This window comes from Thermococcus piezophilus (assembly GCF_001647085.1).
Lineage (GTDB): Archaea > Methanobacteriota_B > Thermococci > Thermococcales > Thermococcaceae > Thermococcus > Thermococcus piezophilus.
On sequence record NZ_CP015520.1, the window covers coordinates 1,262,253 to 1,278,019 of the forward strand.

Genomic DNA, 15,767 nt, shown 5'->3' on the forward strand with positions numbered 1-15,767 from the left:
CTATGAGGATCGGTTTAATCATAAACCCTATAGCCGGAATGGGGGGCAGGATAGCCCTGAAGGGAACTGATGGAGTTGTCGAAGAGGCCGTGAGGAGGGGGGCCAAGCCGATAGCTAAAGATATCGTGAGGCTTTTTCTTGGGGAGCTGTCTCATTACGAAGAGTCCCGTTCAATTGAGTTCCTCACAGGCCCGGATGGCCTCGGTGAAGAAGTGCTGGAGGAGTTCAATTTTTCCTTTGATGTTATCAGGCATAGGGACGTTTCCTACCGTGAAATTAGTGGGCTCAAGCTCCCGGATACGACCGCAGAAGACACCCAAAAGCTCGCCAGGGGGATGCTCGGGAAAGTTGAACTTATCGTCTTTGCCGGCGGCGACGGGACGGCGAGGGACGTTTACTCCACCGTTGGAAATGAAGTCCCAATCCTCGGCATCCCGACGGGGGTGAAGATGTATTCTGGAGTATTTGCAACTTCACCAGAGAACGCAGCAAAGATTATCGTGGGGCTCATCAGAGGAAATGCTCGAATCCTCGAGAGGGAAGTTATGGACCTTGACGAAGAGGCCTACAGGCATGATGAAGTAAAGCCGAGACACTACGGCAAAGCCCTCGTTCCGTGTGTCGAGACCCTTGTGCAGGGGAGCAAGGAAGCCACCCCTCTGGATGAAGGAGAGGAGCTTGAAGCAATAGCCAAGGCATTGGCCGAGGAAATCCTCGAAAGCGATGGGATCTACTTCCTCGGTGCCGGCTCGACGATAAAACGAATCAAGGATACGATTGGCATTGATGGAACCCTCCTGGGTGTGGACGTCGTTGAAGTTAAGGACGGAAAAGCCCGGCTCCTTGTGAAGGATGCGGCTGAAAAAGACCTCCTTAAGTTCGTCGATAATAACCCCAAGATAGTTGTTACTGTCGTCGGCGGCCTCGGGTTCCTGTTCGGCAGGGGCAATCAGCAGTTCTCGGCGGAGGTGCTGAGGAGAATCCCCAAGGAGAATATAATCGTTGTGGCATTGCCCTCAAAGATACGGGACGGGATTATCAGGGTTTACACTGGTGACAGAGACGTGGACGAAAAGCTGACTGGCTACATAAAGGTGCGCGTGAGTCCGTGGATGGAGAAGATGGTGCGGGTCATAAAGAGCTGAACCAAAGACCTTTTAAATTGTGTTACTTTTTTTGCGTTTGGTGATACGAATGAAGATTCTCGTCAGCGGTAAAGGTGGCTGTGGGAAGAGCACCATAACGGCCATGCTCGGTAAATATCTGGAGGATAAGGGCTACAGGGTCCTGATAATCGACGCCGATGAATCTAACCCGGGTCTCTACAGGATGCTTGGATTGCCAAAGGTTAAGACTCTAGCTGAGCATCTAGGTGGCAGACGGGGAGCAAAGATTCTCATGGCGGCAGAGGGTAAGGGAGAGCTCGACGAGGAGCTCTTCAACTGGACCCTTGATGATATTCCAGGGAAAATACTCGCAAGGAAGGGCAACCTCGCCGTTCTGACCATAGGTAAGATAGAGGAAGCAGAAGAGGGCTGTGCCTGTCCCTACGGCTTCCTTGCCAGAAAGCTCCTTGAGGGCATAAATCTGGATGATAACGGGGTACTCATCATTGATACTGAGGCTGGAATAGAGCACTTTGGAAGGGGTATTGACCGGTACGTTGACGTCATCATAGACGTTGCCGAGCCTTCGGCCGAGTCTCTCGAACTGTCAAAGAAGATTGAGGGTCTGGCCGGGAGCCTCGGTCTCAAGCACGTCCTGGTTCTCAACAAGGCCCTGCCTGGCATAGAGGACAAGCTCCCCGTTAAGCCCGATGTCGTTATACCCTATGACCAGCGCTTTATCATAGAAAGTCTTGAAGGCAGGGAGATCAGACCTGTTTCGCAGGTGGAGGAGCTGTGGATGAAAATAAGCGGATGAAGTTATTTTTCTCTTTTAAGCCGCTTTGGCATGCATTTGCAGGGAAATAGAAAAGGGTCGGGTCACTCCCTGAGATTCCTCACGAGCTCTTCCATAACGCTCAGGAAGGTCTCGACCTCTTCAATGCTGTTGTAGACGTGGAACGATGCCCTCACCGTCCCGTTTATTCTCAGTTTCTTCATCACTGGCAGCGCACAGTGGTGGCCCGAGCGAACCATGATGTCGTGGTCGTCGAGTATGGCCGCGACGTCGTGTGGATGAAGCGGCGGCACGTTGAAGCTGACAACACCTGCGTGCTTTTTCAAATTGTGCGGCCCGTACCATGGAATCTCGAGCTCGTAGAGGCCTTCGGTGGTCCTCTTAACGAGCTTGTACTCCTGCTTTTCGATTTTGTCTAGTCTAATCCTCTCGATGTAGCGGATTCCGGCAGCCAAACCGATCGCACCACCGATGTTTGGCGTTCCGGCCTCGAAGCGCTCTGGTGGCTCGGTGAGCTTGTATCCGTCGAGCGATACGTCCTCTATCGTTCCGCCTCCAATGAAAGGCGGCTCGAAGGTCTCAAAGAACTCCTCCCTGATGTAGAGTGCGCCTATTCCAGTTGGTCCCATCGGGCCTTTGTGGCCGGAGAAGGCCAGGAAATCGGCGTGGAGCTTCTTAACGTTAACTTCCATGTGGCCGGCGCTCTGGGCGGCGTCGACTACGAATATCGCGCCTTCATCCTTGGCCATCTTCCCGAGCTCCTCGACCTCGTGGATAACACCGAGAGCGTTGGAGACGTGCTGAACTGCCACGAGCCTTGCTCCCTTGATTTTCTTCTCCGCGTCGCTCAAATCGAGGTTGCCCTCGTCGTCGCCCTCTATGAACTCCAGTTTGAGGCCGAGTTTTTTGGCTAGACGCTGCCAGGGCAGTAAATCGGAGTGGTGCTCGTAGGGTGTGGTCACGATTCTGTCTCCCTTCTTGAAGAGATGCTCAAGGCCAAGCGCAACCAGGTTCAGGCTCTCGCTCGTGTTCTTTGTAAAGACTATCTCTTCGAACTTTGCCCCGATGAAATCTGCCACGATCTTTCTGGACTCCTCGTACTTGTGGGTCGCCATCTGGGAGAGCCTGTGAACTCCCCTGTGGACGTTTGCTTTGTACTTGAGGTAGTACTCATCCATCGCCTCTATTACGGGCTTCGGCGTGAGTGAAGTCGCCGTGTTGTCGAAGTAGATAACCTCGCTCGTCAGGGGTATGTCCTTTCTAACATCGTCGGGAATCCTCACGATACCACCTCCAGAACTCCAGCACAGTCGTATATGATTCTAGCAATCTCCTCGCTTTTCTTCGAGTCTTCGAGAAGCTTGACGATTATTTTGCCGCTGGGATAAACGCTGACCTCATAGCCGTCCATCTCCAAGATCAGCATCATCCCGGGGAAGAGCCTCTTGATAGTATAGCCTCTTTCCTTTAGACATTGGGCGGTCTTGGTAATGTCCACTTCAATCTTTTTATCCCAGGAATAGCCGCTTATTACAGTCCCCTTCATAGTAACACAGGGTTTCACTATTATCATGCTCTCACCAATTGAAATCTCGAAGAAGGACGATTTATAGCTTTCCTAAACTCAAGGTTAAGGACAAAAATGGGAAAAATCAGCAGACCCTCGGAACCGGGTCTCCAGCTGGCGGTTCCAAAAACCTCTTTCCGCCTATGCCCGTCTCAACTAAGACCTTTCCGCGGTAGTCTTCAATAACCTCGCCGATTATGGCAGCGTTCCTTCCTTTCTCCGTTTTCCTCATCGCTTCAAGAGCATCCTCAGCGTGCTCTTTTGGAACTATCATCACGACCTTGCCCTCATTAGCCACATCGAAGGGGCTTATTCCGAGCATCTCACTGGCTGCCCTTACCTCCGGCTTTATAGGCACGTCTGCCTCGCGGATGAGTATGCCCACGTTGGCCTTTCTGGCCATCTCATTGAGGGCGTTGCTTAAACCACCCCTCGTCGGGTCCTTCATGGCGTGGATGTTCTCCCAGCCTATTGCGTCTGCCACAGATTTAACCACTTCCCAAACAGGTGCCACGTCACTCTTCAGCTCGGTCTCAAAGGCAATTCCCTCGCGGTGGCCCATCAGGGCTATCCCGTGGTCTCCTATCGTCCCGCTAACTAAAACAACGTCCCCCACTTTGGCCCCAGCGTCGCTTATCGGCCTCTCAGCTATTCCTATGCCTGCGGTGATGACGAAGATGCCTATGTCGTCTTCCACAACTTTGGTGTCGCCAGTAACTATTGGAACGGGCACTTCCTTTGCCGTCTCGTCCATCGAACGGAGGATTTTAATGAAGTCCTCACCGTCGAAGCCTTCCCCGATTATCATTGAGTTTGCCAAGGCTATGGGCTGGGCCCCCATAACGGCTAAATCGTTGACCGTTCCGCTGATTGCCAGGCGTCCTATATCGCCGCCAGGGAAGAATATGGGCCTAACAGTGTGGCCGTCGATAGTGAAGACGACGTGCTTATCCCCGAAGGGTATCGTTGCACCGTCGTCTAAAGCGTCCAGTCCTATTCCTCCCGCACTATTGAGGCTCAGGTTCTTCAGTATCACATCCCTCAGGAGCTCTTCCATTATTTCTCCACCGGCACCGTGCTCGAGCTTGATTTTCATTTTTTATCCCTCCAACAGGCTTTTAGTTCAAAACTAACGAGCTATGGGGAATTCTCTCCTAACAGCGGCGAGGATTTTATTCTCCTCTGTGGATTTCACGACTCGATTCCTTTTCATCCTCTCACCTTTGCAACCTATCGCCCTTTCGGCATTTAACCTTTTCACAGCATGAGGTCCTCCCCACTCAGGTATCCCTCAAGGTACAATCCCCCGAGGAAGGCTTGGCCAACGTTTATTCCGTTGTCTCCCCTTGGAACTTCGTAGGTTGAGTAGAACTTCAGACCGTTGGCCTCAACGATCTTCCTTACTGTCTTTACGATGAGTTCGTTGAATGCAACGCCACCGCTGATTCCAACGTTCTTGACCCCGAACTCTTTAGCTTTTTCCACAGCTATCTCGCCGAAAGACCTCGCGAGGGCGAGGTGAACCGAATAGGCGACATCAGCGGGTGCGGCGTTCACTTCTAGGGCCTGCCTGAACATCTCCTCGACCTTTATCAGTTCACCCTCCGCCGGAACAGTAAAGCCGAGGTCGTTCTTGCCGCGCATGGCGAAGCTCTCAAGCTTCATAGCCGGTTCACCCTCGTAGTGCCTCCTGTAGGCCACGTTAAGCAGGACGGAGAAGGCATCGAGCACCCTTCCGGTTGAGGAGGCGTAGGTAGTGTTCACTTCCTTTGCCAGCTGGGTGAGGATGACGTTGAACTCGACCCTTCTGTAGGGGAGGCTCTCTACCGCCTTCGGGCAGCACTTCTCGATAATTTCCTCAAGCTCATCTATGCCGTAAACATTACTGAGGATTCCCATTAACGCCCTGAGTGGGTAGTAACTGGCTAGATCCCCACCGGGAAGTGGATAGTAGTCAATGTGGGCCAAGCGCTCGACATCCTCGTAGCTGAGATATATCACCTCACCACCCCAGGTGTGGCCGTCAGTTCCGTAGCCGACGCCGTCGACCGCTATGCCCACTATCTCGTCGAGGTTGTGCTCGGCCATCACTGAGGCTATATGCGCGTAGTGGTGCTGAACCTGCAGGAACTCGACGCCAAGCTCGTTGGCCATCTCCATCGCGAGCTTAGTGGTGTTGTATGAGGGGTGAAGGTCCGCCACGATCAAATCCAGCTTTTTGATGCGGAGTATCTTCTTGAAGTGCTCTATGGCTTGCCGCATGAACTCCAAGACTTCAACCTTTGAGGTGTTGCCTATGTACTGGCTTGGGTAGATTTTTCCGTTCTTGGAAAAGCCGAAGGCGTTCATGAGCTCTGCTCCCATGGCTAATCCTCTGTACCCGAAGGGTATCCCTATCGAGAGCGGAACAAAGCCGCGGGAGCGCCTGATAATGGCTCTCTTGCCGTCCACAAAGCGGACTACGCTGTCGTCGGCTCTGTTAAGTATCTTCCTGTTGTGGAGCAGGAGGTAATCGGCCATCGCTTTCAGTTCCTCGAAGGCCTTTTCATTGTCCTTGACCATTGGCATTCCGGGGTAGTTGGCGGAGGTCATGACATAAACGGGGGTTTTTGAGTAGTGGAAGAGTATATAATGCGTCCCCGCGTAGGGGAGCATGACTCCGATGGTGTGGAGCCCAGGTGCGAGTATCTCCGGGAGTGGGAAGGGTTCCTTCTTGCGGAGCGTCACGATGGGCTTGCGGTAGCTCGTGAGTTCCTCCAGCTCTTCTGGACCGATAAAGGCGAACTCCTTTATCGTCTCGATGTCCTTTGCCATTATCGCGAAAGGCTTCTGGGGGCGGAGGGTCCTTTTCCTGAGCTCCTCTACGACGTCTTCTCTAGTGGCGTCGCAGGCGAGGTGAATTCCGCCGATTCCCTTGATAGCCACGATGTAACCCTTGTCTATCAGCTCGGCGGCTTTCTTCAGGGGGTCGCCGATTATCTCTTCGCCGTCGTTTGTATAGAGCCTGTAACTTGGCCCGCAGACGGGGCAGCATACCGGTTCGGCGTGATAGCGCCGGTTGAGGGGGTCTTTGTACTCACTCTCGCAGAAGTCACACATCGGGAATTCCTTCATGGTTGTGTTCTCGCGGTCGTAGGGCAGATCCTCAATTATCGTGAACCTCGGCCCGCAGTTAGTGCAGACGATGAAGGGATACATGTAGCGCTTGTTTGTGGGGTCAAAGAGCTCTCTGACGCAGTCGTCGCAGATGCTCACATCGGGGGGAATTATTGAGTCTCCTTCAGAGCCTCCAGGGGAGCTCTTTTCAATATAGAATCGGTCAAAACCTTGAACTGGAACCTCTCTTTTCTTGATCCTTTCAATTCTGGCGAGAGGGGGGAGTTTCTCCCTTAAATCGCGCAGAAAAGAGTTGATATTCTTTTCGTGGCCTTCAACTACTATTTCCACTCCTGCATCTCCGAGGTTCTTGACATAGCCCTTCAAATCATGCTCGTGAGCGATCCTGTAGACGAATGGCCTGAAACCAACGGCCTGAACGATACCCTGAACGTGAATCCGGTAAGCTTTCATTCCTCTCACCGGTTTCTCTTTAATGTTTACGGCCTTTATACGTTTCTAAAACCAAAAGTTAAAAACTAGGAGCGAGTTCTAAACCTTTGGTGTCAGAATAACGCCCCGTACTTGTAGAAGATGCTGCAGGTTCCCTCGTAGGACACCATGCATGGGCCAACTGGATGTCTCGGAGTGCACGTCTTCCCAAAGTGCGGGCACTGCGGTGGAAGTGCCAAGCCGCGCAGTATTGCCCCGCAGAGACAACCCTTCTCTAAGTCTGGTAGCTTGGGAACCTCTGGGTTATAGTAGGTTCTTATCTCCAGCTCCTTCCACTCTTTCTTCAGCTCAAGTCCGCTCTTGGGAATAACCCCCAGGGCGCGCCATTTTGCGTCCGTTACCTCAAAGAATTTCTCGGTGAGAGCCTGAGCGGTGACGTTGCCCTCATACTTGACAGCCCTCGTGTACTCGTTGATTATCTCAACTCTGCCTTCTTTGACCATCATTATCAGGAGCAGGATCGCGAGGAGCATGTCAACCGGTTCGAAGCCGGCAACAACCTGGGGAACGCCGTACTCAGTGGTTATGTATTCCCAGCCTTTCACTCCTATTATTGTGGAGACGTGGCCGGGGTCTATTAATCCGTGGAACCTCGTGCCCTGTTTCACCAGAGCCTCAACTGCTGGGGGCGTTAAGCGGTGAACGGAGTAGATTTTGAAGTTTTCAATTCCTTCTTCAACGACCGCGTTGAGCATTCCAGCGGCTGGGGCAGTGGTGGTTTCAAAGCCAGGGCTGAAGTGAACTACTGTTCTGTCGGGGTTTTCCTTGGCGAGCTTGTAGGCGTCAAAGATTGAATATACCACCCTGACGTCGTAGCCTTCGCTCTTCAGGTCGGCGAAGCTTCCTCTTGGTGTTGGTATCTTGTACATGTCGCCGAAGGTAGTGAGGATTATCTTGTCACCTTCCTCATAGGCCCGGCGCATTATCTCCTGCATCTTGACTATGTCCTCGACGGGCGTTATGCAGACGGGACAGCCAGGGCCGCTGACGATTTTGACATTCTCTGGAAGCAGTGATCGGATTCCGCTCCTCGTTACCGTGTCCTCATGGGTTCCGCAGACGTGCATGAAACGAACTTCTTCGAGGCCCTTTGCCTCTTCGTGGATTTCCCTGACTATCTTCTGAGCTAGTTCCTTGTCTCTGAACTTTTCGAGCATTTCAATCCCTCCGCGGGAGTCCTCCGCCCCGGGTTATTCTAAAGACTTCGTCCCATGCTTCGAGTATCTCCTTAGCGCGCTCCTCGTCCAGCTTTTCTATTGCGAAGCCCGTGTGCACAATCACGTAATCGCCAACCTCGACATCAGGAAGCAGGTCAAGGCGCGCTTCCCTCTTTACGCCTCCGAAATCAACAATCGCAACGTTTCCGTTGATTTCGAGAACCTTAGCTGGAACCGCCAGACACATTTCTCTCACCTGTTTCTAGGTTTGCCAGGGGCTTTTTAAATGTTGCATAAAAAAGAATTTCATGTAACTTCAACTAAAAGGATAATCTCTCCAACTGGAGATTACAGTTCCACCTCAAGACCTGATTAAACTCGCAAACTAAAAAATTCTCAAGGACTAAGGGGCTTGTCCTCCTTTAGGAGCTCTTCTTACCTCCATGATGAACACAAGTCTTCCCCGCGAATTATTTGAATTGCCGTAACTTTTTTATATAACGCCACTGACCTCGCAGTCAGTATAACGCGGGGAGTGCTGGGAATGTACACCAGAGAGAGGATACTGAAAGCTGCAGAGGAACTCTTTGCCGAGAAGGGCTACGATAAAACTACCGTTGATGAAATCGTTGAGAGGGCAGGGGTTGCTAAGGGCACTTTCTACAACTACTTTAAGAGTAAAGAGGAGCTGATAAAAATCGTCGCTCTCCAGTCCCTGCCGTACTCTGCAATAAGGGAGGAGCTTGAAAGAGAGCACGAGAGCCTTACGGAGTTTCTGCACAGTATTGCAAAGGCGTACATTGTATATTACTGCGATCCGGTCTTGCGATCCCTATTCTTCTACACGCTGGCAGTAAGAGGCAAAATAAAAGATGTCGAGGAAATCCACAGGACATTCTGCACAGAGGCGATTTCCAAGGGTGCCAAGAAAATATCTCAGCTCGCAAACGTGGATGAAAAAACTGCCCTGGTGGTTTTTAAGGCGTTTTATGGTGCCCTCTTTTCGAGAGTGGTTTTTGTTGAATATTCGTGCACCCCGGATGTGGATTACGTTTCAGAACTCATCAAGTTAATAGAGAAAAGTTTGAAAAACTAGGCGGTGCTGTGAATAATTTTTTGCATAATCCCGTTTTCTTGAGCATCTTTGTGCATTTGGGCGTTATTGTCCGGGAGTGGTAAACATAATCACTAAATGGGTCCTTTCTCATTTGGAAAATCTGTTTAACTTAAGGATGTTTTTTGTGTTCATCTCGTTATTGTAGTTCAAAGTGCAGATCCATATACGCGAATTGTTGCCCATTTTAGCATTCTCATTCCGGTCTGAATAATATAATTTTGGTGGACAACAAAATCCATACTTTTTGTTACCAATTGACCAAAGAACACAAACTTGCACTAAAAACCAACTGTGTGTACAATACAACGTTAAGGAAAACTATTTAAATGATTTATTACTCACTGCATTTGAGTAAACTGACTAGTCAGTCATAGCCGACTTGGGTGATGCATATGGCAGAGAAGTTGGTGCCAGTAGTCTGCCCGTGGTGTTCCGTTGGTTGTAGGTTCTACATAGTAAATGTGAATGGATACCCCAAGAAGATCGAGTTCGACTATGAGAATGACATCAGGAACCACGGCAAGCTCTGTCCAAAAGGTGTCGCTGCCTTCCAGTACCTCAGACATCCGGACAGACTCAAGAGACCTCTCAAGAGAGTCGGCGAGAGAGGCGAGGGCAAGTTCGTGGAGATAAGCTGGGATGAAGCAATTAAGGAGATCGCACAAAAACTAAGTGAAATCAAGGAAAAGTACGGTCCTGAGGCTCTTGCCTTCCTTGGGAGTGAGAGGTGCTCCATAGAGGAGAACTATGTTCTCCAGAAGCTGGCTAGAGCTTTAGGCACCAACAACCTTGACTACGTTTGTAGAATGTGTCAGTCAACGGCCGTTGCTGGCAAAGGAATGCTTCTTGGGCATCCTGGTCTTACGAATCCATTCGAGGACATCTTTAAGGCTAAAGTTATCGTTCTTTGGGGATACAATCCAGCCGCAACTAATCCGGTTTTCTTCGGCCAGTACATTGAGAAGGCAATTCTCGACAACAATGCCACTCTCATTGTCGTTGACCCGAGGAAAACGAAGACCGCCAAGTACGCGGACATACATCTACAACCCTATCCCGGAACTGACCTTGCCGTTGCACTGGCTATGCTCAACGTCATAATCACCGAGGAGCTCTACGATAAGGACTTCGTGGCGGAGCGCGCGGAGGGCCTTGAGGAGCTCTCCAAGACCGTCGAAAAGTACACTCCAGAATGGGCTGAGAAGGTCAGCGGCGTTCCTGCTGAGCTCATAAGGAAGGCCGCAATCACCTTTGCAACGGCCGGAACCGCGGCCCTGCTAACGAACGAGGGAGTGAACCAGCACGCCAACGGAACAAGGACAGTTATGGCCCTCACCGAGATGATGGTTCTATGTGGCTACTTCGGAAAGGAGGGCGTCATGTCTGGAGCCATACCCGGTGCTCACAACGGTATGGGTGCTGGACTCATGGGTGTAGAACCGGATGCACTGCCAGGAAAGTTCCCACTTCACGCCGAAGAGCACAGGAGGAGAATTGAGGAAGTGTGGGGCTTCAAGATTCCGGAGAAGCCTGGAATAACTTACGTTGAAATGGTTGATGCGCTCCTTAAGGGCAAGCTCAAGGCCCTCTACGTTATGGGAACCAATCCTGCAAAATCCCTTCCAAACCTTAAGAAGGTTGAGGAGGCCTTTAAGAACATTGAGTTCCTCGTTGTCCAGGACATCTTCCTCACTGAAACCGCGAGATACGCTGACATGGTCCTTCCAGCGGCCGCATGGTTTGAGAAGGATGCAACTGCTGTAAGCTTCGAGAGGAGGGTTCAGAGGAGCTTTAAGGCTGCTGATGCGCCAGGGGAGGCCAAGCCGGACTGGGAGATTATCGTAATGCTCGCGAAGGAGCTTGGACTTGGGGAGTACTTCAACTACTCCGATGTGGACGATATACTGAGGGAGATAAACAGAACTATTCCATTCCTCACCGGCGCCACACCAGAGAGACTCAAAAAGAATCTTAAAGGCTGTATGACACCGTGTCCAGACGAGAGCACCGAAACACCGAGACTCTTTGTCCAAGGCTTCCTGACGCCGAACGGAAAGGCCCAACTCATCCCTGTGGAGTATGAAGAGCCCGGAGAGGTTCCAGATGAGGAATATCCATTCTGGCTCACCAACTACAGGTTCGTTGGTCAGTTCCACACCGGAACTATGAGCCACAGGAGCAAGAGCCTGAGCAAGAGGTGGCCGGAGGAGTATGTAGAGATTAACGAAAACGATGCCAAAAGGCTTGGCATAAAGGACGGCAACCTCGTGAAGGTTGAAACAAGGAGAGCAGCGCTGGTTCTCAAGGCCAAGGTTACACCGCACATCAGGGAGGGCGTCGTTGCCGTGCCGTGGCACTGGGACTTCAACTATCTGACCACCGATGTCCTTGACGAATACGCCAAGATGCCCGAGTTGAAGACGGCCGCATGTAGAATCTCCAAGGTTGAGGGGTGATTTAAATGAGCAAGAAGATATTTATCGATTTTAAGCGCTGTATCGCTTGTAAGGCCTGTGAAGTGGCCTGTGAGATGGAGCACGGGGAGGCAAGGATTAGGGTTTTTGAGTTCCCCGACTTGACCAGCGTCGCCTTCAACTGCCGCCACTGTGAAAAGGCCCCATGCGTTGAGGTCTGCCCAACCAACGCGCTCTCCAAGGACGATGATGGCGCAGTCGTTCTCGATCCCCTCAAGTGTATCGGCTGTCTCATGTGCGGTCTGGCCTGTCCATTCGGCATTCCAAAGATAGACGAGTACAACAAGATAATGGACAAGTGTGACCTCTGCGCCCACCGCAGAGCAGAGGGTAAGCTTCCCGCATGTGTCTCAGCGTGTCCAACTGAGGCCCTCAAGTACGGCGACATAAACGATGTCCTCTGGGCCAGAGAAGGAAAGATAGTTGCCGAGTTTAAGGACATTGGTGACAGGACCAACGTCCTCGAGGCCTACCTCATCAGATGAAAGGAGGTGCCGGGATGAACGCCTCTCCCTTCATCATATCTTTTTTAATTCCCCTCATCCTTGGTCCCTTTCTGTTTAAGCTGGACGGTAGAAAAGCTGATGTGTTCATGCTCATCGCCGTTGTGTCTTCCTTCCTTGTTAACCTTGTGGGAGTCCTCGAATACCTAAAGGTCGGTGGCGCTCATCACATCGTTTACCTCGAAACTTCCTCCCTCGGTGAGGTGTACGGCGTTATAATCGACCCGATGAGTGTTCTGGTTGGTTTCATAGTTAGCCTCGCCGGCGTGCTGTTCCTTCTCTACGCGGTTGATTATATGAGCGAGAGAAACAAGCAGCACCCCGTCTACTCTGATAAGGGCAGGTTCTATGCGTGGATGGTCATCTTCGTCGGGGCAACGCTGGCATTCATATACTCCTCCACAACGCTTCAGCTGCTCATATTCTTCGAGATAATGGGGCTCGCCTGCTGGGGTGTTGTTGGATACTATAGAAGTCCAAAGGCCGAGAGAGCGGCCTATAAAGCTCTCCTCGTGCCCAACTTTGGTGCCATGATTGGCCTCTACACCACCGTTGGCATTGGCATCCTCAAACTCCACGATCTTAGTCTTTACGCTCTTCAGAACCTGAATGATGAGCTCAAGCTTTTGGTCTTTTTGGGTATAATGGTTGCTGCTTTCACCAAGAGTGCCCAGTTCCCACTCTATTCATGGCTTCCTGATGCAATGGCTGCTCCAACACCTGCTTCCGCTTTTCTCCACGGTGCTGCAATGGTTGAAATGGGAGTTTACCTGCTCGCTAGGGTCACCCAGTTCATGCAACCGATTCCGGAGACAGCTTTCTACGTTATGCTCGTCTTCGTGTCGCTAACTTTACTCATAGCAATCCTCTACTACCCGCTCCAGAAGGACGCCAAGAGACTCCTTGCTTATTCAACCATAGCAGAGGCAGGAGTGATGTACGTTGGCGTGCTCTATGCCGTGTTTGGCTCTGTCTACGGCCTCCAGGCGGCCATGTTCCAGCTGGCTAACCATGCTTTCGTCAAGGGTCTTGCCTTCCTCACCGCGGGAACCTTCAGTTACGCTTTTGGAACGCTCGACATGGAAAAGATTAGGGGCCTCGGAAAGCTCGTTCCGGTCGTTGGTGCAAGCTGGTTCCTGGCCCTTCTCGGCCTGGCTGGAGTTCCCCCGCTCGGCCTGTTCTTCAGCAAGGCGTATCTCTTCATGAACGCGTCTTCAATAACCAGCTGGGTTGGCTGGATTCCGCTCTTCCTAGTGCTGGCCGATGCCACGGTTTTCCTTGCGGTATCTCTCGGATGGATTAAGAGGATGGTGTTCAGCGAGCCCCTCCAGGAGAGTGCAGAAGTTTCCCCGCTGATGCGCTTTGTCCTCGTGGTTTTAATAATCCTGTCCATCGTTGCGCCGTTCCTAAGCGTGAAGCTCGTGACTCAGATAGGGTTCATGGGGTGATGTGGGATGATGGAAATTTCAATCGCGCTCTACTCACTCTCAGCGATTTCCGGTCTGATAAAGGATTTTAGGCGGAGCATTAAGATTTCAAGCGTCCTCTCAGCCATAGCATCCCTATCCCTTCTGGGCGTAACTGTTCATGCCCTGTCCAGGGGGCTTCCCGTTCGGGAGAGCTTTTTGGGCATTCCCCTAATCATAGACAGCCTCTCCCTCCCGTTCCTGTTCATCATAGCCCTACTCAGCCTCGTGGTTTCAGTGTACTCCATTTCATACATGGAAGTTCACAGAACTACCGGAAGACCGCTGGCATATGCACTCCTATACAGCACGTTTGTGATATCAATGATTTTCGTGGCTCTGACGTCAAACCTGCTATGGTTCGTCTTCTTCTGGGAGCTGATGACTCTAACGTCCTTCGTCTTTGTGAGCTGGAGGCAGCAGGACGCTGGAATTAAATACCTCATCACGATGCAGGTGTTTAACACGGTGCCCCTCTTCGTGGCCCTCGGCATAATCTACTCCGCCACCGGGAGCTTCAGCGTTGATTACGCCACGCTTAAGACATCTTCCCTTTCTCCGACCCAGATCAAGCTGCTCTACGCGATGTTCCTTGTAACATTTCTTGCAAAATCTGGGAGTGTTCCATTCCAGTTCTGGGTGCCCGATGCGTATCAATCTGCCCCCAGCAATATAGCCTCGCTGATGGCCGGTGCGATGGAGAAGATGGCGATTTACGGTCTGATAAGGCTCCTCTGCAACGTCCTACCATGCAGTGAAGGCATTGGTTACGTTCTCGTTATCGTTGGTATACTTACCATGACCTTCGGAACCATCTATGCCCTCAGAGAAACCCACGCGAAGAGGCTCCTCGCTTACTCAAGCGTTGGACAAATGGGCTACATCTGGTTCGCGGTAGGCATGGGCATGGTCTTCTTAGCAAAGGGCATGGAGAGCCTGGCTTACCTGGCCTTCCTCGCCGGAGTCTTCCACTCCTTCAATCACGCACTCTTCAAGGGACTACTCTTTCTCATCTCGGGCAACTTCGAGTACTCCGCCGGAACGGCTGACCTCAACGAGCTTGGTGGCTTGAGGAGGGCAATGCCGTACTCGTCGCTCTTCACCGCCATAGGTGCGCTCTCCCTCGCTGGAGTGCCCCTCTTCAGTGGCTTCCTCTCGAAGTGGATGATTTACCAGGCTGGCTACTACTCTGGAATCGGCCTCTTCGTCTTTGGCTCCGTAATGGCGGTGTTTATGAGTGCCGTAACCTTGGCGTACTCGCTCAAGCTCTACACCTCTGCCTTCGGAGGCGAACCGAACGAGAGAACTGAGAACGCCAGGGAAGTCCCGTCGGGCATGCTCCTCGGTGAGGGAATTATTGCCTTAACTTCACTTGCCGTTGGAATACTTCCGGCTATCGCTTACCCGATATTAACGATTTCATTGAATGGCAGCGACGTCACCGTTACAATGGGTTCTATATCCACTGACTTTGAGTACTTCTCGCCAATAGCCCTGCTCCTTGCGGTTTCATTTATTGCGGTTGCTTCGTACTTCGTCTTCAGGCCAAAGACGACCAACGTCAAACCATGGAACGCTGGAGCGCTTTTCCTGCCGGAAGAGAGGTATGGAGCGAAGGCCAGGGACTATTACAAACCGTATTTCACTGAGATGAGCGGTATCTACACCCTTGGAAGCGCCGCTGGCAAGGTTGGAAGGGCCCTCCTCTCTGCCCTGATGTCCATCTACCTCGTTCTCGCCAGGGGCCTCGTCTACACCGGCAGGGAGAAGAAGCGCTCCTTCACCCTTGACGAGCTTCGACAGAGTACCGTCAGGTACCTGGACGAGGCATTCTTCGCGCCGATGATGGATCTACTCAAAAACATCGCCGTGCTGGCAGCGGGCATCTCGGTGTCCATGGACGAGCTCTTCCTGGCTTCAATGCTGACCACGGTGATAATACTCGCACTCCTTGTGTTGTGAGGTGATGGTG

At 51.7% G+C, this 15,767-nt stretch carries 13 protein-coding genes; 7 read left to right on the forward strand and 6 right to left on the reverse strand.

Going from position 1 to position 15,767, the window contains the following annotated elements:
* Positions 1-2: 2 nt before the first annotated feature.
* Positions 3-1,145, forward strand: coding sequence for an ATP-NAD kinase family protein (locus A7C91_RS06900; RefSeq protein ID WP_068666088.1), 1,143 nt, complete (start codon positions 3-5; stop codon positions 1,143-1,145).
* Positions 1,146-1,194: 49 nt separating this feature from the next.
* Complete coding sequence (locus A7C91_RS06905) at positions 1,195-1,923, forward strand: ATP-binding protein (protein ID WP_068666090.1); 729 nt, start codon at positions 1,195-1,197, stop codon at positions 1,921-1,923.
* A gap of 62 nt (positions 1,924-1,985) precedes the next feature.
* On the opposite strand, the gene A7C91_RS06910 is transcribed toward A7C91_RS06905, so the two are convergent.
* From A7C91_RS06910 to A7C91_RS06935, 6 genes are all read right to left on the reverse strand, one after another.
* Complete coding sequence (locus tag A7C91_RS06910) at positions 1,986-3,185, reverse strand: cysteine desulfurase (RefSeq protein WP_068666092.1); 1,200 nt, start codon at positions 3,183-3,185, stop codon at positions 1,986-1,988.
* On the reverse strand, positions 3,182-3,475 hold the full coding sequence (locus A7C91_RS06915) for a hypothetical protein (protein WP_068666094.1): 294 nt from the start codon (positions 3,473-3,475) through the stop codon (positions 3,182-3,184). The genes A7C91_RS06910 and A7C91_RS06915 overlap by 4 nt, the downstream gene beginning before the upstream one ends.
* 79 nt (positions 3,476-3,554) lie before the next feature.
* Positions 3,555-4,565 carry a hydrogenase expression/formation protein HypE gene (gene hypE / locus A7C91_RS06920; RefSeq protein ID WP_068666096.1) on the reverse strand — a complete coding sequence of 337 codons (1,011 nt, stop codon included), beginning with the start codon at positions 4,563-4,565 and terminating at the stop codon, positions 3,555-3,557.
* A gap of 161 nt (positions 4,566-4,726) precedes the next feature.
* Positions 4,727-7,039 carry a carbamoyltransferase HypF gene (gene hypF / locus A7C91_RS06925; RefSeq protein WP_068666098.1) on the reverse strand — a complete coding sequence of 771 codons (2,313 nt, stop codon included), beginning with the start codon at positions 7,037-7,039 and terminating at the stop codon, positions 4,727-4,729.
* Between the two features lie 92 nt (positions 7,040-7,131).
* On the reverse strand, positions 7,132-8,235 hold the full coding sequence (gene hypD / locus A7C91_RS06930; RefSeq protein WP_068666100.1) for a hydrogenase formation protein HypD: 1,104 nt from the start codon (positions 8,233-8,235) through the stop codon (positions 7,132-7,134).
* A 1-nt stretch (position 8,236) separates the two neighbouring features.
* Complete coding sequence (locus A7C91_RS06935) at positions 8,237-8,482, reverse strand: HypC/HybG/HupF family hydrogenase formation chaperone (protein WP_068666102.1); 246 nt, start codon at positions 8,480-8,482, stop codon at positions 8,237-8,239.
* 297 nt (positions 8,483-8,779) lie between these two features.
* Between A7C91_RS06935 and A7C91_RS06940 the strand changes: the two genes are divergently transcribed.
* The 5 genes from A7C91_RS06940 (at position 8,780) to A7C91_RS06960 (ending at position 15,757) form a co-directional block, all read left to right on the forward strand.
* On the forward strand, positions 8,780-9,331 hold the full coding sequence (locus A7C91_RS06940) for a TetR/AcrR family transcriptional regulator (RefSeq protein WP_068666104.1): 552 nt from the start codon (positions 8,780-8,782) through the stop codon (positions 9,329-9,331).
* A gap of 413 nt (positions 9,332-9,744) precedes the next feature.
* Positions 9,745-11,808, forward strand: a complete 2,064-nt coding sequence (gene fdhF / locus A7C91_RS06945) for a formate dehydrogenase subunit alpha (RefSeq protein WP_068666106.1) — start codon at positions 9,745-9,747, stop codon at positions 11,806-11,808.
* A 5-nt stretch (positions 11,809-11,813) separates the two neighbouring features.
* Positions 11,814-12,311 (forward strand): 4Fe-4S dicluster domain-containing protein, encoded by a 498-nt coding sequence (locus A7C91_RS06950; protein ID WP_068666108.1) that lies wholly within the window; start codon positions 11,814-11,816, stop codon positions 12,309-12,311.
* Between the two features lie 14 nt (positions 12,312-12,325).
* Positions 12,326-13,777 (forward strand): hydrogenase 4 subunit D, encoded by a 1,452-nt coding sequence (locus A7C91_RS06955; protein WP_068666110.1) that lies wholly within the window; start codon positions 12,326-12,328, stop codon positions 13,775-13,777.
* A gap of 6 nt (positions 13,778-13,783) precedes the next feature.
* Positions 13,784-15,757 (forward strand): complex I subunit 5 family protein, encoded by a 1,974-nt coding sequence (locus A7C91_RS06960; protein WP_068666112.1) that lies wholly within the window; start codon positions 13,784-13,786, stop codon positions 15,755-15,757.
* The last annotated feature ends 10 nt before the right edge of the window (positions 15,758-15,767 follow it).